Genomic DNA, 19,624 nt, shown 5'->3' with positions numbered 1-19,624 from the left:
ATTGCAGCTGTCAATGTAGTCTTACCGTGGTCAACGTGGCCAATCGTGCCGATGTTGCAATGCGGTTTCGTACGCTCAAACTTTTCCTTAGCCATGATGGCCTCCTTTTATGTAATGAGCGGGGGCCACCAAGGCAGCACCCGCATTTTCGTTTAGGCGAATTTCGCCTGAATTTCGTCCGAGATGTTCTGTGGAACTGGCTCGTAGTGGTCGAACTGCATCGTAAAGTTTGCGCGGCCCGAAGACATGGAGCGCAAGTTGTTGATGTAGCCGAACATGTTGGCCAGAGGAACAAAGGCGTCGATCGCAATTGCGTTGCCGCGTGCGTCTTGACCCTGAACCTGCCCACGACGGGATGTCAGATCGCCGATGATGTTACCTGTGTAATCCTCAGGAGTAACAACCTCTACGCTCATGATTGGCTCGAGCAGTTTCGCGCCAGCTTTGCGCATACCTTCACGCATACACATACGGGCAGCGATTTCGAAGGCGAGGATGCTGGAGTCAACATCGTGGAACTTACCGTCGAGAAGAACAACCTTGAAGTCGATTACTGGGAAGCCGGCGAGAGGGCCGCTGTCCATAACCGATTTGATGCCTTTTTCAACACCAGGGATGTATTCTTTTGGAACAGCACCACCAACGATCTTGCTCTCGAAGGAGTAACCTTCGCCAGGCTCTGTCGGGATGATCTGAAGTTTAACTTCAGCGTACTGACCGGAACCACCAGACTGCTTCTTGTGCGTGTAAGTGTGCTCAACCTCGTGACCGATAGTCTCGCGGTAAGCAACCTGTGGCGCACCGATGTTCGCCTCAACCTTGAATTCACGCTTCAGGCGGTCAACAAGGATGTCGAGGTGAAGTTCGCCCATACCTTTCATGATGGTCTGGCCGCTTTCGAGGTCAGTTTCCACACGGAAAGAAGGATCTTCAGCAGCCAAACGGCCAAGACCAGCAGACATTTTCTCTTGGTCGGCTTTGGTTTTCGGCTCAACAGCAATCTCGATCACAGGATCAGGGAATGTCATTGTTTCGAGAACCACAGGATCGTTCACAGCACAGAGGGTATCCCCTGTTGTTGTGTCCTTGAGGCCGGCCAGCGCGATGATGTCGCCAGCAAATGCTTCTTGGATCTCTTCACGGTCGTTCGAGTGCATCATCATCATACGGCCAACGCGCTCTTTGCGGTTTTTCGTAGAGTTCAGCAGGCTGTCGCCTTTGTTCAGAACGCCGGAATAGATCCGTGTGAATGTCAGTGTACCAACAAACGGGTCGTTCATGATTTTAAACGCAAGCGCCGAGAACGCCATGTCATCGTCCGCGCGGCGGGGAATGTCACGTGTCTCTGTTTCGTCGCCTGGCTTAAAGCCCATGTAATCAACAACGTCGAGCGGGCTCGGCAGATAGTCGATCACAGCGTTGAGCAGAGGCTGAACGCCTTTGTTCTTAAACGCGGAGCCGCAAAGTACAGGGATGAATTTGATTTCAAGCGTACCTTTACGGATCAGACGGCGCAGTGTTGGCACGTCTGGCTCTTCGCCTTCGAGGTAAGCTTCCATCACGTCGTCGTCCATCTCGACCGCAGTCTCGATGAGCTTCGAACGCCACTCGTTCGCTGTGTCCTGAAGTTCGGCACGGATTGGGCGTTTTTCCCAAGATGCGCCGAGGTCTTCACCAGCCCAAACCCACTCTTCCATGGTGACAAGGTCAACCATGCCTTCGAGTTCTGTTTCAGAACCGATTGGGATTTGGATCGGTGCAGGTGTCGCACCAGTACGGTCTTGGATCATGTGAACGCAGTTAAAGAAGTCCGCGCCGATTTTGTCCATTTTGTTAACAAAAACGATACGTGGAACTTTGTAGCGGTCAGCCTGACGCCAAACAGTCTCTGTCTGAGGCTCAACACCAGCGTTCGCATCAAGAACAGCAACTGCACCATCAAGAACCGCAAGCGAACGCTCAACTTCGATTGTGAAGTCAACGTGGCCCGGTGTGTCGATGATGTTCATCCGGTGCTTATCAGTTTCGGCTGTTTGGCCGTCTTCTGTGCGCTCCCAGAATGTTGTTGTCGCAGCGGAGGTAATTGTAATACCGCGCTCTTGCTCTTGCTCCATCCAGTCCATGGTGGCCGCACCATCGTGCACCTCACCAATGTTGTGAGACTTGCCTGTGTAGTACAGGATGCGCTCGGAACAGGTTGTTTTACCTGCATCGATGTGCGCCATGATGCCAAAGTTGCGGTATCTTTCGAGTGGGTATTCGCGTGCCATGGTGTTGGTCCTAAGCCCTAAGGGTTACCAGCGGTAATGGCTGAAGGCTTTGTTCGCCTCGGCCATCTTGTGCGTATCTTCGCGCTTCTTGACGGCTGTGCCGCGGTTGTTGACCGCATCCAGCAGCTCGCCGGCGAGACGCTCTTCCATTGTGTTTTCGTTGCGGTTGCGCGCAGACGAAATCAACCAGCGGATGGCAAGTGCTTCACGACGCTCAGGACGCACATCAACAGGCACCTGGTATGTCGCACCACCCACGCGGCGCGAACGCACTTCGAGGGACGGTTTGATGTTTTCGAGTGCTTCGTGGAACACTTCTACAGGTGCGCGCTTGATCTTGTCTTCAACGCGGTCGAATGCGTTGTAAACAATACGCTCAGCGGCGGATTTTTTACCATCAATCATGAGGTTGTTCATGAATTTAGTCAGAACGCGGTCACCAAACTTTGCGTCTGGAAGGACTTCGCGTTTTTCTGCGGCGTGACGACGGGACATCTCGGCCTCTCCTTATTTAGGACGCTTGGCGCCGTATTTCGAACGACGTTGTTTACGGTCTTTAACACCTTGGGTATCCAGCACACCGCGAAGAACGTGGTAGCGAACACCCGGAAGGTCTTTCACACGGCCGCCGCGGATCAGAACAACAGAGTGTTCCTGAAGGTTGTGACCTTCACCCGGGATGTAGCTAATGACCTCAAAACCATTTGTCAGGCGCACCTTGGCGACTCGACGCATAGCGGAGTTAGGTTTCTTTGGTGTCGTTGTATAGACACGTGTGCAGACACCACGCTTCTGAGGACAAGCCTGCAGGTGCATGGACTTCTGGCGTTTGACTTTCGGCTGGCGCGGCTTGCGGATCAGCTGTTGTATCGTTGGCATTCCGGTTATTTCCCCGTGTTGCAACACAAAATTATCAAAAACGAGGCGAAACCCCGCAGGCGAGTAGGCGTTTCCCGTTTACACAACGCAAAAAACCACATCCATTCCCCTTTCTCGGGAACGACGCGGCGGGCATTCAGAGGATCGGAGCTGTTAGGCCCGGATCGTGACCACTTCGGTTCTGACAACGGCAAATGGGAATACACCCGTGCCAAGTGGGCGCTGTTTATGAGGAGTCGCGGTGGTTGTCAACACGACTATGGCCGCAAATACATCAACTCTTGCGCAGCAGGCAAAAAATAGCGCGTATCATTGAAAACTGCCTGTCTACTTCGAGTTTCGAGCGCCAAACCTAGGCTAAATCCGTGTCACGCGGGAATCAATCTTCCGGCGCAACATAACCTGCTCGCGGTATAGCGTAACCAAACCAGACCCGACGACGATAATGATTCCTATGATGGTCAGTGTATCGGGCCAGTCGCCAAATACCACGACGCCCAAAATGATAGCCCAGAGGATTCCCGTATATCGGAAAGGCGTAACAACGGCCAAGGTTCCGGTACGCATGGAACTCACGCTAAACACATAGGCACCGATCAAACAGAGGGTCGCTCCGGCCAGCAATCCGAATGATGATGCAGATACCGGCTCCCACGGCTCAAACAGACTTCCGACCAAACCAAAAAGCGTAACCGAGATGGCAGCGAAGACCGACACCGTCCATGTCGATATATGCCCAGGTAGACGCCGAGAGGACAAATCCCTCAAGGTCACACAGGCGACCGCCCCCAGCGCATAGAGGGCGTAGACGTCAAAGTCCGCGCCAGGACGGACAATGAGCAGAACCCCCATAAACCCAGCGACAATTGCTGAAAAGCGTCGCCAGCCCAATGGCTCCTTCATGAACACCGCCCCTGCCAAGGTTACAGTCAATGGGAGCGATTGCAAAACAGCCGTCACATTCGCAATTGGCATATGAATAAGTGCGGTGATGAAAAAATAGGTCGCGCCGACCTCGCCCACACACCGCCAAAGCACGAGCTTCCCATCGCGTCGAGACAGGCGAAAATCCAGCTTTCGTAGGTACAGCCCGATCAGCACCAACATAAAGGTGACGGCAAGCCCACGAAGAACAATAGCTTGGTAGAATGGCACGTTTTCGAGCACGAGCTTCATGAACGCATCATTTATGGCAAAACCCGCCATGGAAGCCGTCATCATCCCTACACCTTGTAAGTTCTCGCGTTGGGTCGTTTCGACGGTCATAGGGATTTCAATTCTGCTATTTCAAAGGGAAAGTTTGCTGCAATTTCCTCGGCAACTGTTTGGGGCGACATCATGTTCGAAAGCCCCACGATCGACGGTTTGCTATCGTTATCCGCATGGATCGTCCGAATGAAATTAGGAACACCTACGTCGGAATACAGATTAAAAAACTGGCCAAGAAAACGATGATTGCGTGCATAGATATTCTGCGGCTCGCTCACTTCAGCGAATAACGCCGAGCCAACCGAAACGGGCGTTCGTTCGCTTGCGTCTATAACAGTATTTTCACCCTCTTGAACCTCAACATAGAACCCACGGTTAAACGCGACCGCAACGGGACTTTTGGGCCGGCACATTGGTTTCAAATCTCGCGCAGTTTGTTTGAGCCGCTCAATGTAAGTACAAGACAGCGCGTCATCGTCATCTAAACGAAAACTCGTGCGATGGGTAAAGCCGACCGCGCCCACTTCGTCGAATGCTTTGCATACCGCTCCATAGTTATGGCCGCTTTGTCGTTGAATGATGCGCGCATCTTTAAGCGGAGCGATCAACCTCGCAAGGCGAGCGACAGCCTTTGGCGGCATCCGTTCTCCGATCAGAAACAAAATAATAAAATCGGAATCGGTTTGCGCCAACAGAGACGGCAAGCACAGTTTTTCAAACAGGTAGAACCGCCGCTCCAAACGTGCCGGATCAAAGAGGAACGCCTCGCGCTCGGCAATATCTTGTCCACCCTTCCCGAACCCTGACAGAGCAGGAAAAGAGAAGCGAACAAGACCTATTATTTGGTTGTTGAAATCCGACGGCATGCAAACACTCGCGGTTGTTTCGCTCAACCTAGTCGCGGGAAAGCAGATTTCCCAGACAAGAAATCACTGTCCCAAAAAGAAAGGCCCCCTCACCTTTCAGCGAGGGGGCCAATTTCAACGCGTGCTAAAGACTTTTAGTCTTCGCGGCTCTCGGGGATGTCGCTCTTGAACACATCACCACCGATGATCTCGTCTTCTGTTGGAACAGGTGCGGCCAACGCAGCGGCCTGCTCTGCTTCTTCACGACGCGTTTCAATCACGGCGTTATCGCGTTTCACCGCAACCGCACGGATTTGCTGGGTTGCCCCACCAGTACCCGCAGGGATCAAGCGACCCACGATGACGTTTTCCTTGAGACCAACCAGTTTGTCGCGCTTACCTTGAACAGACGCCTCGGTAAGTACACGGGTTGTCTCTTGGAACGACGCTGCCGAGATGAACGAACGCGTTTGCAGCGATGCTTTGGTAATACCGAGAAGGATTGGCTCACCCGAAGCAAGGCGGCGGCCAGCGGCCTCTGCCTTAGCGTTGGCGGCGTCAAACTCGGCCTTATCAACATGCTCACCCTTGAGAAGCGTTGTTTCACCGCTATCAAGGATTTCCCATTTTTGCAGCATCTGGCGCACGATCACTTCGATATGCTTATCGTTGATCTTCACACCTTGCAGACGGTACACATCCTGAACCTCATCGACCATGTAGTTGGCCAGAGCTTCAACTCCCATAACCGCAAGAATATCGTGCGGAGCCGGGTTACCGTCCATGATGTAATCGCCCTTCTGAACGAAATCACCTTCGGCAACTGGGATGTGCTTACCCTTTGGCACCATGTATTCGACTGGCTCCAGACTCTCATCTGCAGGCTCGATCGAAATGCGACGCTTGTTCTTGTAGTCGCGGCCAAAGCGGACATAACCGTCAACTTCTGCGATGATCGCGTGATCTTTGGGGCGACGCGCCTCAAAGAGTTCCGCAACCCGTGGCAGACCACCGGTAATATCCTTGGTTTTCGACCCTTCGCGCGGGATACGCGCAACCACGTCACCAGCCTGAACTTTGGTGCCTTCTTCAACAGAAAGAACCGCATCCACAGACATCGGATAAGACACTGGGTTGCCTGCGTCGTTGCGCAGAGGCTCGCCATCGTCACCGATGATGAAGATTTCAGGTTTCAGCTCGTTACCCTTCGGCGCAGCGCGCCAATCGGTCACGATCTTCTGGGTCATGCCGGTTGCGTCATCGGTATCATCGCGCACCGAAATACCGCTGATCAGGTCAACCAGTTTCGCTGTACCGGCCTTCTCCGCGATGATTGGAAGCGTGTATGGATCCCATTCGTAGAGTTTATCGCCACGCGATACTTTCTGACCAGCTTTGACGTGAAGCTTGGAACCATAAGTCACCTTGTGGCTACCGCGCTCTTCGCCATCGTCGCCGATGATTGCGAGCTGCATATTACGACCCATCACAACGAGCTCACCAGCCGCGTTTTCGAGAAGCGCGTCGTTCGAGAAGGCGATTGTGCCTTCATGACTTGCTTCTTGGAACGACTGCTGACCACCCTGCGCAACACCACCAATGTGGAAGGTCCGCATAGTAAGCTGTGTACCCGGCTCACCGATGGACTGCGCCGCGATGATACCGACAGCTTCGCCTTGGTTCACCAAGGTACCGCGCGCAAGGTCACGGCCGTAGCACATGGCGCAAACGCCTTCTTCAGCTTCACAGGTTAGCGGGCTGCGAACGCGGATCGTTGTCAGGCCAGCGGCCTCGATCTGGTCTGCTTTACGCTCGTCGATCAGCTCGTTTTTCGAAACGATAACTTCGTCTGTGCCGGGGTTAACAACGTCTTCACCAGCAACACGACCAAGAACACGTTCGCCAAGGCTTGCAACAACTTCACCATCCTTAACCGCGATATCTGCGGTGATTGATGTCTCGGTGCCACAATCATGCTCGCGCACGATACAATCTTGGGCAACGTCAACCAGACGACGTGTCAGATAACCGGAGTTCGCTGTTTTCAGCGCGGTATCAGACAGACCCTTACGGGCACCGTGTGTCGAGTTGAAGTACTCAAGAACGCTCAGACCTTCTTTAAAGTTCGAGATGATCGGTGTCTCGATGATGTCGCCGTTCGGCTTGGCCATCAGGCCGCGCATCCCGCCGAGCTGTTTCATCTGAGTAACCGAGCCACGCGCACCGGAGTGAGCCATCATGTAAACCGAGTTCGGCTCCATTTCCGCGCCATTCTCATCGGTACGGGTCGCCGAAATAGTCGACATCATCGCATCGGTGACTTTGTCGTTACACTTCGACCAGGCATCAACAACTTTGTTGTACTTCTCGCCCTGAGTAATCAGACCGTCCATGTACTGTTGTTCGAAGTCTTTAACCTGATCGCGTGTTTCATCAACGATGGGCCACTTGGAGTCAGGGATAACCATGTCGTCCTTGCCGAAGGAAATACCGGCTTTGAACGCTTCACGGAAACCCATGGTCATGATCTGGTCACAGAAGATAACCGACTCTTTCTGGCCGCAGTAACGGTAAACAGTGTCGATCACATTCTGAACGTCTTTTTTCCGAAGAAGGTTGTTCACCAGATCAAACGGCGCTTTCGCGTTCTTTGGCAGCAGTGCGCCAAGGCGAACACGGCCAGGAGTAGTCTCATAGCGAACCATGATCTCGTTGCCTTCCTCATCAATCTGAGGAATACGCGCTTGGATCTTGGCGTGCAGATGAACCTCACCCGCATCAAGAGCGGCCTGAACTTCGTCAACATCAGCAAAGACCATGCCCTCGCCCTTCATACCTTCGCGCATCAGCGAGATATAATAGAGGCCAAGGATCATATCCTGTGACGGAACGATGATCGGCGAACCGTTTGCTGGCGACAGAACGTTGTTTGTCGACATCATCAGAACACGCGCTTCAAGCTGGGCCTCAAGGCTCAGCGGAACGTGAACCGCCATTTGGTCACCGTCAAAGTCAGCGTTAAACGCAGAACATACGAGCGGGTGAAGCTGGATCGCTTTGCCTTCGATCAGCGTTGGTTCAAACGCCTGAATACCAAGACGGTGCAACGTTGGCGCACGGTTCAGCATCACTGGGTGCTCGCGGATCACCTCGTCAAGAATGTCCCATACTTCTGGACGCTCTTTTTCAACGAGTTTCTTCGCTTGCTTAACGGTTGAAGACAGGCCCTTGGCTTCCAAGCGGCTGTAGATGAACGGCTTGAAAAGTTCGAGCGCCATCTTCTTGGGCAAACCACATTGATGCAGCTTCAGCTCTGGACCGGTCACAATCACAGAACGGCCAGAGAAGTCGACGCGTTTTCCCAAGAGGTTTTGACGGAAACGACCCTGCTTACCCTTAAGCATGTCAGAGAGCGATTTCAGCGGACGCTTGTTCGCACCTGTAATCACACGACCGCGGCGGCCGTTGTCAAACAGCGCATCGACCGACTCTTGCAGCATCCGTTTTTCGTTACGCACGATGATATCAGGCGCACGAAGCTCAATAAGACGCTTCAGACGGTTGTTCCGGTTGATAACCCGACGATAAAGATCGTTGAGGTCAGACGTCGCAAAACGACCACCATCCAACGGCACGAGCGGACGAAGCTCTGGCGGGATCACAGGGATCACCGTCATCACCATCCACTCAGGGCGGTTGCCGGACTCAAGGAAGCTTTCAACAATCTTGAGACGCTTGATGATCTTCTTGGGCTTGAGTTCGCCAGTTGCTTCGGCCAGGTCGGCGCGGAGCGTTTCGGCTTCGGACTCAAGATCGATCATCGAGAGCATCTCGCGGATTGCTTCCGCACCGATACCCGCAGTGAAGGCGTCCATACCGAACGCATCTTGGGCGTCCATATACTCTTCTTCGCTCATGAGCTGACCGTATGTCAGGTCGGTCAGACCCGGCTCGATCACCACATAGTTTTCAAAGTAGAGAATGCGCTCGAGATCACGGAGCGTCATATCAAGCATCAGGCCGATCCGGCTTGGGAGCGACTTGAGGAACCAGATATGCGCAACGGGTGCTGCGAGTTCGATGTGGCCCATGCGCTCACGGCGCACTTTTTGAAGCGTAACCTCAACACCACATTTCTCGCAGACAACGCCGCGATACTTCATGCGCTTATACTTGCCGCAAAGACATTCGTAGTCTTTGATTGGCCCGAAAATACGCGCACAGAAAAGGCCGTCACGCTCTGGCTTGAACGTACGGTAGTTGATTGTTTCCGGCTTTTTGATTTCACCGAAAGACCACGACAGGATCCGCTCTGGCGAAGCAAGCGACACTTTGATTTCATCAAAGGTCTTTTGCGGAGCAAGAGGGTTAAACGGGTTGTTTGTCAGTTCCTGGTTCATTTTGCGTTCCTTTTAATCAGGGGAAGGGGAGACGAGAGAGCGGGTGCTCTACTCGTCATCCTCCGCATCCAGGAGTTCCATATTGAGGCCGAGGCCACGGACTTCTTTCACAAGCACGTTGAAGCTTTCCGGTACGCCAGCTTCGAAATTGTCGTCGCCTTTGACGATGCTTTCGTAAACCTTGGTCCGGCCTGCAACGTCGTCCGACTTCACAGTCAGCATCTCTTGCAGGGTATAGGCAGCGCCATAAGCTTCGAGCGCCCAGACTTCCATCTCCCCGAAACGCTGGCCACCGAACTGAGCCTTACCGCCCAGAGGTTGCTGCGTAACAAGGCTGTAAGGCCCGGTTGAACGTGCGTGGATTTTGTCGTCCACGAGGTGGTGCAGTTTGAGAAGATACTTCACACCGACCGTAACTGGGCGGGCGAATTGCTCACCTGTACGGCCATCATAAAGGATCGACTGGCCAGAAACATCGAAGCCAGCGCGGTTCAGCGCGTCGTTCACGTCTGCTTCTTTGGCACCATCAAACACAGGTGTCGCGATCGGAACACCGCGGGTTACGTTACCCGCAGCTTCGATCAACTGATCCTCGTCCATCTCTGCGATACCTTCGTCATAGACGGCATCACCATAGGCGATCTTCATGGCGTCACGGACAGGTGTCATATCGCCAGAGCGGCGGTATTCCTGAAGCGCGTCGTCAATCTGGATACCAAGGCCACGGCTGGCCCAACCCATGTGAGTTTCAAGAATTTGACCAACGTTCATACGCGAAGGCACACCAAGAGGGTTCAGACAGAAGTCAACCGGCGTACCATCGGCAAGGAACGGCATATCTTCCATTGGTACAACCTTGGAGATAACACCTTTGTTCCCGTGACGACCGGCCATCTTATCACCCGGCTGAAGCTTGCGCTTCACGGCGACAAAGACTTTGACCATCTTCATCACGCCCGGAGGCAGATCGTCGCCGCGGCGAACCTTCTCAACCTTGTCTTCGAAGCGTGCTTCCATCGCCTTTTTCTGCACTTCGTACTGAGCGTGCAGAGCTTCAACGATTTTCGCCGCGTCTTCGTCCTCAAGCGCAAGCTGCCACCACAGACCTTTGGAAAGCGTTTCCAGAAGCTCTTCGGTCACTTCGGAGCCAGATTTGACACCTTTCGGACCCTTGGCAACAGTTTTACCCAGAACCATAGACTTCAGGCGGGCATAGATGTTGCGGTCGAGGATTGTCAGCTCGTCATCACGGTCACGTGCAAGACGTTCGACTTCTTCACGCTCGATCTGAAGGGCACGCTCATCTTTTTCCACGCCGTGGCGGTTAAAGACGCGAACTTCCACAACGGTCCCGAAATCACCCGGTTTAACGCGGAGCGATGTATCGCGAACATCCGAAGCTTTCTCACCAAAGATAGCACGCAGAAGCTTTTCTTCCGGTGTCATCGGGCTTTCGCCTTTTGGTGTGATCTTACCAACGAGGATGTCACCAGGCTGAACTTCAGCACCGATGTAAACGATACCCGCTTCGTCGAGGTTGCGCAGGGCTTCCTCACCAACGTTTGGAATATCGCGTGTGATTTCCTCTGGGCCGAGTTTTGTATCACGCGCCGCAACTTCGAATTCTTCGATGTGAACCGAAGTGAACACGTCGTCACGAACGATACGCTCGGAGATCAGAATGGAGTCTTCGTAGTTGTAACCATTCCAAGGCATAAACGCGACGATCACGTTTTTACCAAGCGCGAGCTCACCGATATCCGTAGACGGACCGTCAGCGATAACCTCGTTCTTGCCTACCTTGTCGCCTACTTTCACCAGCGGACGCTGGTTGATGCAGGTGTTTTGGTTGGAACGCTGGAACTTGCGGAGACGATAGATGTCTACACCCGGATCGCCCGGCTCAAGATCAGCAGTCGCACGCACAACGATACGCTGCGCATCAACTTGGTCAATAATACCAGCACGTTTCGCCATGATGGCCGCACCAGAGTCGCGAGCCACAACCTCTTCGATACCTGTACCAACGAGCGGCGCTTCTGCTTGGAGCAGCGGCACAGCCTGACGCATCATGTTCGAGCCCATAAGAGCGCGGTTGGCGTCGTCGTTTTCAAGGAACGGAATAAGCGAAGCAGCTACCGAGACGAGCTGTTTTGGCGAAACGTCGATCAGATCAACATTGCCAGCAGGGCTCAGAGTGTATTCGCCGGACTGACGAGTCGACACAAGATCGTTTTGGAACTTGCCGTTCTCATCAAGATGGGCGTTCGCCTGCGCAACAGTGTGGCGCATTTCCTCAGTCGCGGACATGTAGTGAACTTCATCGGTCACTGTAGAGTCCACAACCTTGCGGTATGGCGTTTCGATAAAGCCGTATTTGTTCACACGCGCGAATGTCGCGAGCGAGTTGATCAGACCAATGTTCGGACCTTCCGGCGTTTCAATCGGACACATGCGGCCATAGTGCGTTGGATGCACGTCGCGAACCTCAAAGCCCGCGCGCTCACGTGTCAGACCACCTGGCCCAAGCGCGGAGAGACGACGCTTGTGTGTCACCTCGGAAAGCGGGTTGGTTTGGTCCATGAACTGCGACAGCTGGCTCGACCCGAAGAATTCGCGAACAGCGGCAGCCGCCGGTTTCGCGTTGATCAGGTCTTGCGGCATGACTGTGTCGATCTCAACCGAAGACATACGCTCTTTGATCGCGCGCTCCATGCGCAACAGACCGACGCGGTACTGGTTCTCCATGAGTTCGCCAACAGAGCGCACACGACGGTTGCCGAGGTGGTCGATATCGTCCACATCACCGTGCCCGTCACGAAGCTGCACCAGCGCCTTCACACAAGCGATAATGTCTTCTTTGCGAAGGGTCCGCTGTGTGTCTTCTGCATCAAGATCAAGACGCATGTTCATCTTAACGCGACCAACCGCAGAAAGGTCGTAACGTTCGCTGTCAAAGAACAACGTGTCAAACAGCGCGGACGCAGAATCAACGGTGGGCGGCTCGCCCGGACGCATGACGCGATAGATATCCATAAGCGCGGATTCGCGGCTCATGTTCTTATCGGCGGCCATTGTGTTGCGGATGTACGGACCAACGTTGATGTTGTCGATGTCGAGAACCGGAATATCAGTGATACCCGCATCAAGCAGTTCTTTGAGCGAACCACCGGTGATCTCACCAGCTTTGTCGTACTCGTAGGTCAGCTCATCACCAGCTTCGACATAAATCGCACCGGTTTCTTCGTTGATGATGTCACGTGCAACAAACTTGCCGAGGATATTGTCAAACGGAACCAGAAGCTCTGTGACTTTACCTTCTTCGATCAGTTTCTTAACGGCGCGTGGTGTGATTTTCTTGCCAGCTTCGGCAATGACTTCACCTGTTTTCGCGTCAACAAGATCAAACGTCGGACGTGTACCGCGCACACGCTCAGGGAAGAACTTGGTTGCCCAACCTTTGTTCTTCTTGAGCTTGTAATCAACGGTATCATAATACGCATCGCAGATGCCTTCCTGGTCAAGACCAAGCGCATAAAGCAGCGTGGTAACAGGAAGTTTGCGGCGACGGTCGATACGAGCGTAAACGATATCTTTGGCGTCGAATTCGAAATCGAGCCAAGAGCCACGGTAAGGGATAATCCGACATGCGAACAGAAGCTTACCCGAAGAGTGGGTTTTGCCTTTGTCGTGGTCAAAGAAAACGCCGGGCGAACGGTGCATCTGGGAAACGATGACGCGCTCTGTGCCGTTTACAACAAACGTGCCGTTTGGTGTCATCAGGGGCATATCGCCCATGAACACGTCTTGTTCTTTGATGTCTTTAACCGATTTCGCGCCGGTGTCTTCATCAATATCAAACACGATCAAGCGCAGCGTCACCTTAAGAGGTGCACTGTAGGTCATGTCGCGTTGCTGACATTCCTCAACGTCGTATTTCGGTTCTTCAAGCTCGTAGCTTACGAACTCAAGGATGGATGTTTCGTTAAAATCTTTGATCGGAAAGACCGATTGGAAAACACCGTTGATCCCTTCGCCATCAAGTGGCTGAAGCTGATCGCCGGATTTCAAAAACAAATCATACGAAGACTTCTGAACCTCAATAAGGTTCGGCATCTCGAGTACTTCGCGGATTTTGCCAAAATATTTGCGAAGCCGTTTTTGGCCAAGGTAGGATTGAGCCATGTGCGTGGTCACCTTTCAGATTTTCGCGATCACGTCCAGGTCGGGCATCCCGGGCGCACCGCAAAACAGAGCATTCGGATCTATTCTCGGAACCGTCCCACCGATTCCGCCCGATCCATTGAACCGCTCCTTACAAACTGCCTGCGTCACAGGCCTTTTCTAAGACGCGACAAGCTGGACCCGGAAAATCCCGGATCCAGCCAATTCCAGTAACGGTTGGAGCGAACGCCCCGCCCAATTACTTAACTTCGACCTCAGCGCCAGCTGCTTCGAGCTTGCCTTTGATCTCTTCGGCTTCCTCTTTCGAGACGCCTTCTTTAACGGCTTTGCCACCAGCTTCAACGAGCTCTTTGGCTTCTTTCAGGCCGAGACCTGTGATGCCGCGAACTTCTTTGATCACGTTGATTTTGGAAGCACCGGCAGCTTTCAGAATTACGTCGAATTCTGTTTTCTCTTCGCCACCAGCAGCACCACCAGCGTCTGCACCGCCAGCAACCATTACGGCGCCACCAGCAGCAGGCTCGATGCCATACTCGTCTTTAAGGATAGTTTTCAGTTCTTGTGCTTCGAGAAGTGTAAGACCTACGATCTCTTCAGCAAGTTTTTTCAGATCAGCCATTATACTGTTTCCGTTCGATTAAGTTGTGTTCCAACGTGTAAGGATATTCCCCACGAAGGCTCATGTTGCTTAAGCAGCAGCCTTGTCCTCAACAGTAGACAAGATGCTCGCGATGTTGCTTGCAGGCGCGCCAATGGCACCGGCGATGTTGGAAGCTGGCGCTCCGATACAGCCCACGATGGAAGCGATAAGCTCCTCGCGAGATGGCATCGCAGCAACGGCTTTAACACCGGCGACGTCCAGTGCTGTCTCGCCCATAGCACCGCCGAGGATCTCCAGCTTGGAGTTCTCTTTGGAATACTTCTCGACTACCTTGGCCGCAGCCACAGGGTCCTCGGAGTAAGCGAGTACAGTCATGCCATTGAGATAGTCAGCAATGCTTGCGCAGGGCTTACCCTCAAGGGCGATCTTGGCGAGCTTGTTTTTGGCAACGCGAACAGACCCTTCAGCCGCACCCATTTGAGTACGCAGGTCTTGCATTTCAGCAACCGTGAGACCTTCGTAGCGGCAAACCACTACGACGCCAGAGCTGTCAAAGATTTGGCCGAGCTCTTCGACCAACTGTTCTTTTTGTGCTCTATCCACAGTTTTCTCCAAATTTGGGGGTTTCCCCCCGGCTCAGTTTGACCCGCCCCCATTTTGGGTTTGGGCCGTTCGGGTCCAATTTCAGGGTCCCGAGGCCAGATCACCCGAGGCAACCCTCGGAAATTTGTCTCGTTCCCCATCTCAGGAAGGATTTATAGCTCTTGCGAACCACCCTCCGTCTCGGACAGGATGGGGCCAAATCAGCGGCCCCATCATTTGGCAGGTTGCCCCACCAAATTAGTTTCCGGCAGCGTTATCCACGTTGACGGTTACGCCAGGGCCCATTGTCGAGCTCACAGCGATAGATTTCATGTAGGCGCCTTTTGTGCCCGATGGCTTGGCCTTAGCAACCGCATCAACGAATGCGCGGATGTTTTGAACCAGTGCCTCTTCGGAGAAGGACGCTTTGCCAACACCAGCGTGAACCACACCAGCTTTTTCAACTTTGAACTGAACTTCGCCGCCTTTTGCTGCTTTCACAGCGTCAGCTACGTCCATAGTCACCGTACCAACGCGAGGGTTTGGCATCAGGTTACGTGGGCCAAGTACCTTACCAAGACGGCCAACAACGCCCATCATGTCTGGAGTCGCAATGCAGCGATCGAATTCGATCTTGCCGCCCTGAACGACTTCCATCAGGTCCTCTGCACCAACGATATCCGCACCGGCTTCTTTTGCTTCGTCAGCCTTCGGGCCACGAGCAAATACAGCAACGCGAACAGTTTTACCTGTGCCGTTTGGCAGACCAACAACGCCGCGAACCATTTGGTCAGCGTGGCGTGGGTCAACACCAAGGTTCATCGCAATCTCGACAGTTTCGTCGAATTTTGCAGTAGCGGCGGATTTAACCAGAGCAACAGCTTCTTCAACTGTTACGTCGGCTTTACCAGCAAATGCTTCGCGAGCAGCGGCTGTACGTTTTCCAAGCTTCGCCATGATTATTTTACCTCGATGCCCATGGAACGCGCAGAACCCATGATGATCTGCATAGCAGCATCGATGTCGTTTGCGTTCAGGTCTTTCATTTTGGCTTCTGCAATTTCGCGAACTTGTTTCGCAGAAACAGTACCAACGGTCTCACGGCTAGGTGTTTTCGCACCGGAAGTGATCTTCGCAGCCTTCTTGAGGAAGTAAGACGCCGGAGGAGTCTTGATATCCATAGTGAAGGATTTGTCTTGGTAATAAGTGATCACAGTCGGGCAAGGCGCACCAGGCTCGAGATCCTGCGTCTTGGCGTTAAACGCCTTACAGAATTCCATGATGTTGATGCCGCGCTGACCCAGTGCAGGACCGACGGGGGGGCTTGGGTTGGCTTTACCTGCAGGAACCTGCAGCTTCATAGTGCCAGCAATCTTCTTGGCCATCTGGCCTCTCCTTCTTCAACTTCGACGAAACGCGTTTCGCCGTCTTTGGTTGTGTGGTCCGGATTGCCAAGCGCGCTCGGCTCCCCTCCCACATTGATGCGCAAGCCACAGCCCGCGCGACGCACACTAGGCTTCTTTCGAAACCTGCGTGAATTCCAACTCGACCGGCGTTGCCCGGCCAAAAATGCTTACAGTCACCTTCAGGCGGCTGTTTTCTTCGTCCACTTCCTCGACCATGCCGTCGAACCCTTCGAACGGACCGTCGGTAACCTGTACCTTTTCGCCAGTCTCGAAATGAATAAGCGTACGTGGCGCTTCAAGACCTTCCTCAACACGGTTGAGAATCTGGTTCACTTCAGCGTCGCGCATCGGCATCGGACGACCCTGCGGGCCGAGGAAACCAGTCACGCGGTTGATTGACGTCACGAGGTGATATCCTTCGTCGCTCATCTCCATACGGATCAGAACATAGCCCGGCATAAAGCGGCGCTCGGTTGTCACTTTCTTGCCGCGACGAACCTCGATAATCTCTTCGGTCGGGACAAGAACTTCCTCGATCTGATCCTCAAGACCGGCTTCTTCAGCTGCATGTTTAATTGCTTCGGCGATCTTTTTCTCGAAGTTCGAGAGTACGCTCACCGAATACCAGCGCTTTGCCATCTTGCTTCAGTCCTTGTCTCAACCTCGGGCAGAACCCGAAAAGGTGTATAAATTCCAAACGGTTAGATCACTCCAACCCAGAACAAAAAACAGCGCGCAACCCGAATCGCTGCACGCCCTCTTTGATGTTGCCGCTTGGATTAGCCCCGAAAGCCACGGAATTCAACCCAATAGCGGCGAATTCCTTAGCCGAAAAAGCTCAGCCCGTATTGCAGCAACGAACGGATCGAAAGATCAACCAACGAGAAGAAGGTCGCAAACAACGCCGCCATCACAAAAACCATAGCTGTTGTCAAAGCCACTTCACGGCGTGTCGGCCAGGTGATTTTTGACCCTTCCGAACGGACCTGTTGAATAAACTGAAGCGGGTTTGTGCGTTTTGCTGCCATCGTGCTGCCTTTTAACCATTCGCCATATGCGACCACGGGGATATATGCCATTGCCCGCACCTTGGCAAGGCGGGCAAGGGATGTTTCGGAAACCATACCGGAACTATGGCGTGATAAGCGTCACCTTTGGCAATTCGCAAATGCGGTCGATATCTTCTTCATACGCTTCAGCAGATGCCGCCAGCTCCGCCTCGCTCCAAGGAGCAAACTTTGGATACTCGTCCGAAATTGGAAAATCATCTCGGATATTTTTGGCTATCGCGGCACGATTAGGGCAGTCATCACCTTTCTCTGGAGTATACGACAGTATCTCGTCAACAGCGCGCTGCGAAAGGCCGAGGTTTGATCGCTTCGAAATCATATCAAACCGAGAGATCAATTCAGCGCTTCCTGCCATTAAGCTCATTACTTTGCGATGAACATCTTTATAATCTTCATACCGCCAAACGTAAATTTGCTCGATTCCCTCAATCTTCGAAAACCGCTCAATTACGTCAGCCCATAACGGCCTAAAACAATCAATTTTCGTCGCATAATTGCGGAAACTAATCCCAACCCCAGTCTTCAGTTTTTGGGCGTATTGAGAGGCAATGTGATCTGCGATCATCCGCGTTGAGAAGTAGAGATTTACCGGTGTTTCCGGGATGCACTTCGAGAATTCTCGCAGCCACAAATCTGATCGCGGGTACAACCTACCGCTCAATTCCTTCTCCGGTCGCACATATGGCCCGATGAGGTTCTCTTCGGAGATAATAACCCGTTCATATTCGCCAATAATCGCCGGCATGTTCAGTTTCTGCGAGTCTTGGATTTTGCGTCGCTCTGACTCACCCGTCGATCGCCCTCCTCGATTACCGTCACTTAAGCTTGACGGAATCTTTAGACCCAACCGTTCACTAAACTGGAGTGAGTCATCACGAAGCTCTTTCGGTCCATAGAACTTAACGCTGGCGCTTAGGAGCAGATCGTTGTTCTTTTTGAACGTTTGCTGAAGATGAGTCGTTGCCGTTTTATGAGCACCGACATGCAAGCTGAATTCACAGAGGTGCGCTGAATTGGTTGAGGTCATCCCATTACCCTCGGCTTCAAGGCGCACTTAAGCGCAACATCTCTTTCTATACCAGAAAAAGAACGAGTAACGATGTGGATGAAACCGGCTTTGGCAGGGGCTGAGGGACTCGAACCCACGACCCTCGGTTTTGGAGACCGATGCTCTACCAACTGAGCTAAACCCCTAAAGCCGTCGCAGGAAGTACGGCACCCTGCGACGGGAATCAAGAGCGATTTGCACCAATTGCGAAATCTCGCGTGCATTTCGTGTTTCATCGGGAGCGCGCTACATGTTTGAGCGCGCTAATATCTGCCCCTGCAATCAAGTCATGGTGCTCCTCAATCAGTTCTACAGGCCAATTCCACCACTGAATCTCTAACAATTCTCTTATGGTATCGGCATCAAACCGCATTTTCACTACTTTGGCGGGGTTTCCGGCCGCAATCGCGTAAGCAGGGACATCTTTTGTTACCACGGATCCGCTCGCGATGATTGCACCATCCCCGATTCTCACTCCAGGCATAATTTTAGCGTCCATACCGATCCAGACGTCGTTACCGACCACAGTATTTCCCTTGCCGGGAATCACATTCGCATATTGCATCATGGTTTCGGGATTGAACGTGAGAAACGGATAGGTCGAAAATCCACCCATCGGATGATTGGCAGAGGCCGTAATAAAACACGTGCCATGAGCGAATTGCCCGAACTTACCGACATCGAGCTGCTCCGGTGCGCCAGGATATAGATAAGGCGCGATACGACCGGCCCAATCCTCGACCACCTCGAAATCCGAATAATATGTGTAATCACCAAACTTCATGTTGGGGTGGTCGACAACTTGGTTCAGATAAACCAAGCTCTTTAGAACATCACCATTTGGTAAGGTTAGCGGGTAGGCACGATCGGCCTGAATGAAAGGACGTTTCATGAATATCTCTCTGTGATTGAAGTTAAGATCTCAGATCAGATATTGTTCATGTCACCCTCCATCGTTCACGGCGATCTTACCGCAAGCCTCAAAAAAGAAAAGGGCCGCCCGAAGGCAGCCCTCTCTATTCATTTCAGAGCAAGCTTACTCTTTGATGGAGGATACGACGCCGGAGCCGACAGTGCGGCCGCCTTCGCGGATCGCAAAGCGGAGGCCTTCTTCCATCGCGATCGGTGC

General features: G+C 53.0%; 17 protein-coding genes and 1 tRNA gene. All 18 read right to left on the bottom strand.

The window, feature by feature from the left end; genetic code table 11:
- The coding region (locus tag N9C89_RS15985) for a GTP-binding protein (protein ID WP_132095103.1) at window positions 1-95 on the bottom strand (95 nt) is incomplete at its 3' end.
- A 57-nt stretch (window positions 96-152) separates the two neighbouring features.
- Complete coding sequence (fusA, locus tag N9C89_RS15980) at window positions 153-2,270, bottom strand: elongation factor G (protein WP_263955029.1); 2,118 nt, start codon at window positions 2,268-2,270, stop codon at window positions 153-155.
- 24 nt (window positions 2,271-2,294) lie between these two features.
- Window positions 2,295-2,765: a 30S ribosomal protein S7 gene (gene rpsG / locus N9C89_RS15975; RefSeq protein ID WP_263955028.1), complete on the bottom strand. Its 471-nt coding sequence runs from the start codon at window positions 2,763-2,765 to the stop codon at window positions 2,295-2,297.
- Window positions 2,766-2,777: 12 nt separating this feature from the next.
- A complete protein-coding gene (gene rpsL / locus N9C89_RS15970; protein ID WP_039003445.1) occupies window positions 2,778-3,149 on the bottom strand; it encodes a 30S ribosomal protein S12 in 372 nt (123 codons plus the stop codon).
- A 357-nt stretch (window positions 3,150-3,506) separates the two neighbouring features.
- Window positions 3,507-4,415, bottom strand: coding sequence for a DMT family transporter (locus tag N9C89_RS15965; RefSeq protein WP_263955027.1), 909 nt, complete (start codon window positions 4,413-4,415; stop codon window positions 3,507-3,509).
- Window positions 4,412-5,224 carry a putative rhamnosyl transferase gene (locus N9C89_RS15960; RefSeq protein WP_263955026.1) on the bottom strand — a complete coding sequence of 271 codons (813 nt, stop codon included), beginning with the start codon at window positions 5,222-5,224 and terminating at the stop codon, window positions 4,412-4,414. The genes N9C89_RS15965 and N9C89_RS15960 overlap by 4 nt, the downstream gene beginning before the upstream one ends.
- A 134-nt stretch (window positions 5,225-5,358) precedes the next feature.
- The gene (gene rpoC, locus N9C89_RS15955; protein WP_263955025.1) at window positions 5,359-9,603 is read right to left on the bottom strand and encodes a DNA-directed RNA polymerase subunit beta'; all 4,245 of its coding nucleotides are present in this window, start codon (window positions 9,601-9,603) and stop codon (window positions 5,359-5,361) included.
- A gap of 48 nt (window positions 9,604-9,651) precedes the next feature.
- Window positions 9,652-13,788, bottom strand: coding sequence for a DNA-directed RNA polymerase subunit beta (gene rpoB / locus N9C89_RS15950; protein WP_263955024.1), 4,137 nt, complete (start codon window positions 13,786-13,788; stop codon window positions 9,652-9,654).
- Window positions 13,789-14,026: 238 nt separating this feature from the next.
- Window positions 14,027-14,407: a 50S ribosomal protein L7/L12 gene (gene rplL, locus N9C89_RS15945; RefSeq protein WP_263955023.1), complete on the bottom strand. Its 381-nt coding sequence runs from the start codon at window positions 14,405-14,407 to the stop codon at window positions 14,027-14,029.
- 69 nt (window positions 14,408-14,476) lie between these two features.
- Window positions 14,477-14,992 carry a 50S ribosomal protein L10 gene (rplJ, locus tag N9C89_RS15940; RefSeq protein WP_263955022.1) on the bottom strand — a complete coding sequence of 172 codons (516 nt, stop codon included), beginning with the start codon at window positions 14,990-14,992 and terminating at the stop codon, window positions 14,477-14,479.
- 237 nt (window positions 14,993-15,229) lie between these two features.
- On the bottom strand, window positions 15,230-15,928 hold the full coding sequence (rplA, locus tag N9C89_RS15935; protein ID WP_263955021.1) for a 50S ribosomal protein L1: 699 nt from the start codon (window positions 15,926-15,928) through the stop codon (window positions 15,230-15,232).
- Between the two features lie 2 nt (window positions 15,929-15,930).
- Window positions 15,931-16,356, bottom strand: coding sequence for a 50S ribosomal protein L11 (rplK, locus tag N9C89_RS15930; protein WP_263955020.1), 426 nt, complete (start codon window positions 16,354-16,356; stop codon window positions 15,931-15,933).
- Window positions 16,357-16,482: 126 nt separating this feature from the next.
- Window positions 16,483-17,016, bottom strand: coding sequence for a transcription termination/antitermination protein NusG (nusG, locus tag N9C89_RS15925; RefSeq protein WP_263955019.1), 534 nt, complete (start codon window positions 17,014-17,016; stop codon window positions 16,483-16,485).
- 185 nt (window positions 17,017-17,201) lie between these two features.
- Window positions 17,202-17,405, bottom strand: coding sequence for a preprotein translocase subunit SecE (gene secE, locus N9C89_RS15920; RefSeq protein ID WP_263955030.1), 204 nt, complete (start codon window positions 17,403-17,405; stop codon window positions 17,202-17,204).
- A gap of 103 nt (window positions 17,406-17,508) precedes the next feature.
- Complete coding sequence (locus tag N9C89_RS15915) at window positions 17,509-18,474, bottom strand: hypothetical protein (protein ID WP_263955018.1); 966 nt, start codon at window positions 18,472-18,474, stop codon at window positions 17,509-17,511.
- A gap of 91 nt (window positions 18,475-18,565) precedes the next feature.
- Window positions 18,566-18,641, bottom strand: a tRNA-Trp gene (locus N9C89_RS15910).
- 86 nt (window positions 18,642-18,727) lie between these two features.
- Window positions 18,728-19,387: a CatB-related O-acetyltransferase gene (locus N9C89_RS16160; RefSeq protein WP_317134939.1), complete on the bottom strand. Its 660-nt coding sequence runs from the start codon at window positions 19,385-19,387 to the stop codon at window positions 18,728-18,730.
- 144 nt (window positions 19,388-19,531) lie between these two features.
- On the bottom strand, window positions 19,532-19,624 hold a 93-nt coding region (locus tag N9C89_RS15900; protein WP_263954460.1), incomplete at its 5' end, for a hypothetical protein.

Source organism: Halocynthiibacter sp. SDUM655004, assembly GCF_026015885.1.
In the GTDB taxonomy this organism is placed as follows: Bacteria; Pseudomonadota; Alphaproteobacteria; order Rhodobacterales; family Rhodobacteraceae; genus Falsihalocynthiibacter; species Falsihalocynthiibacter halioticoli.
The sequence above is the reverse complement of the archived record's forward strand: the minus strand, read 5'-3'. Positions and strand labels throughout refer to the sequence as shown.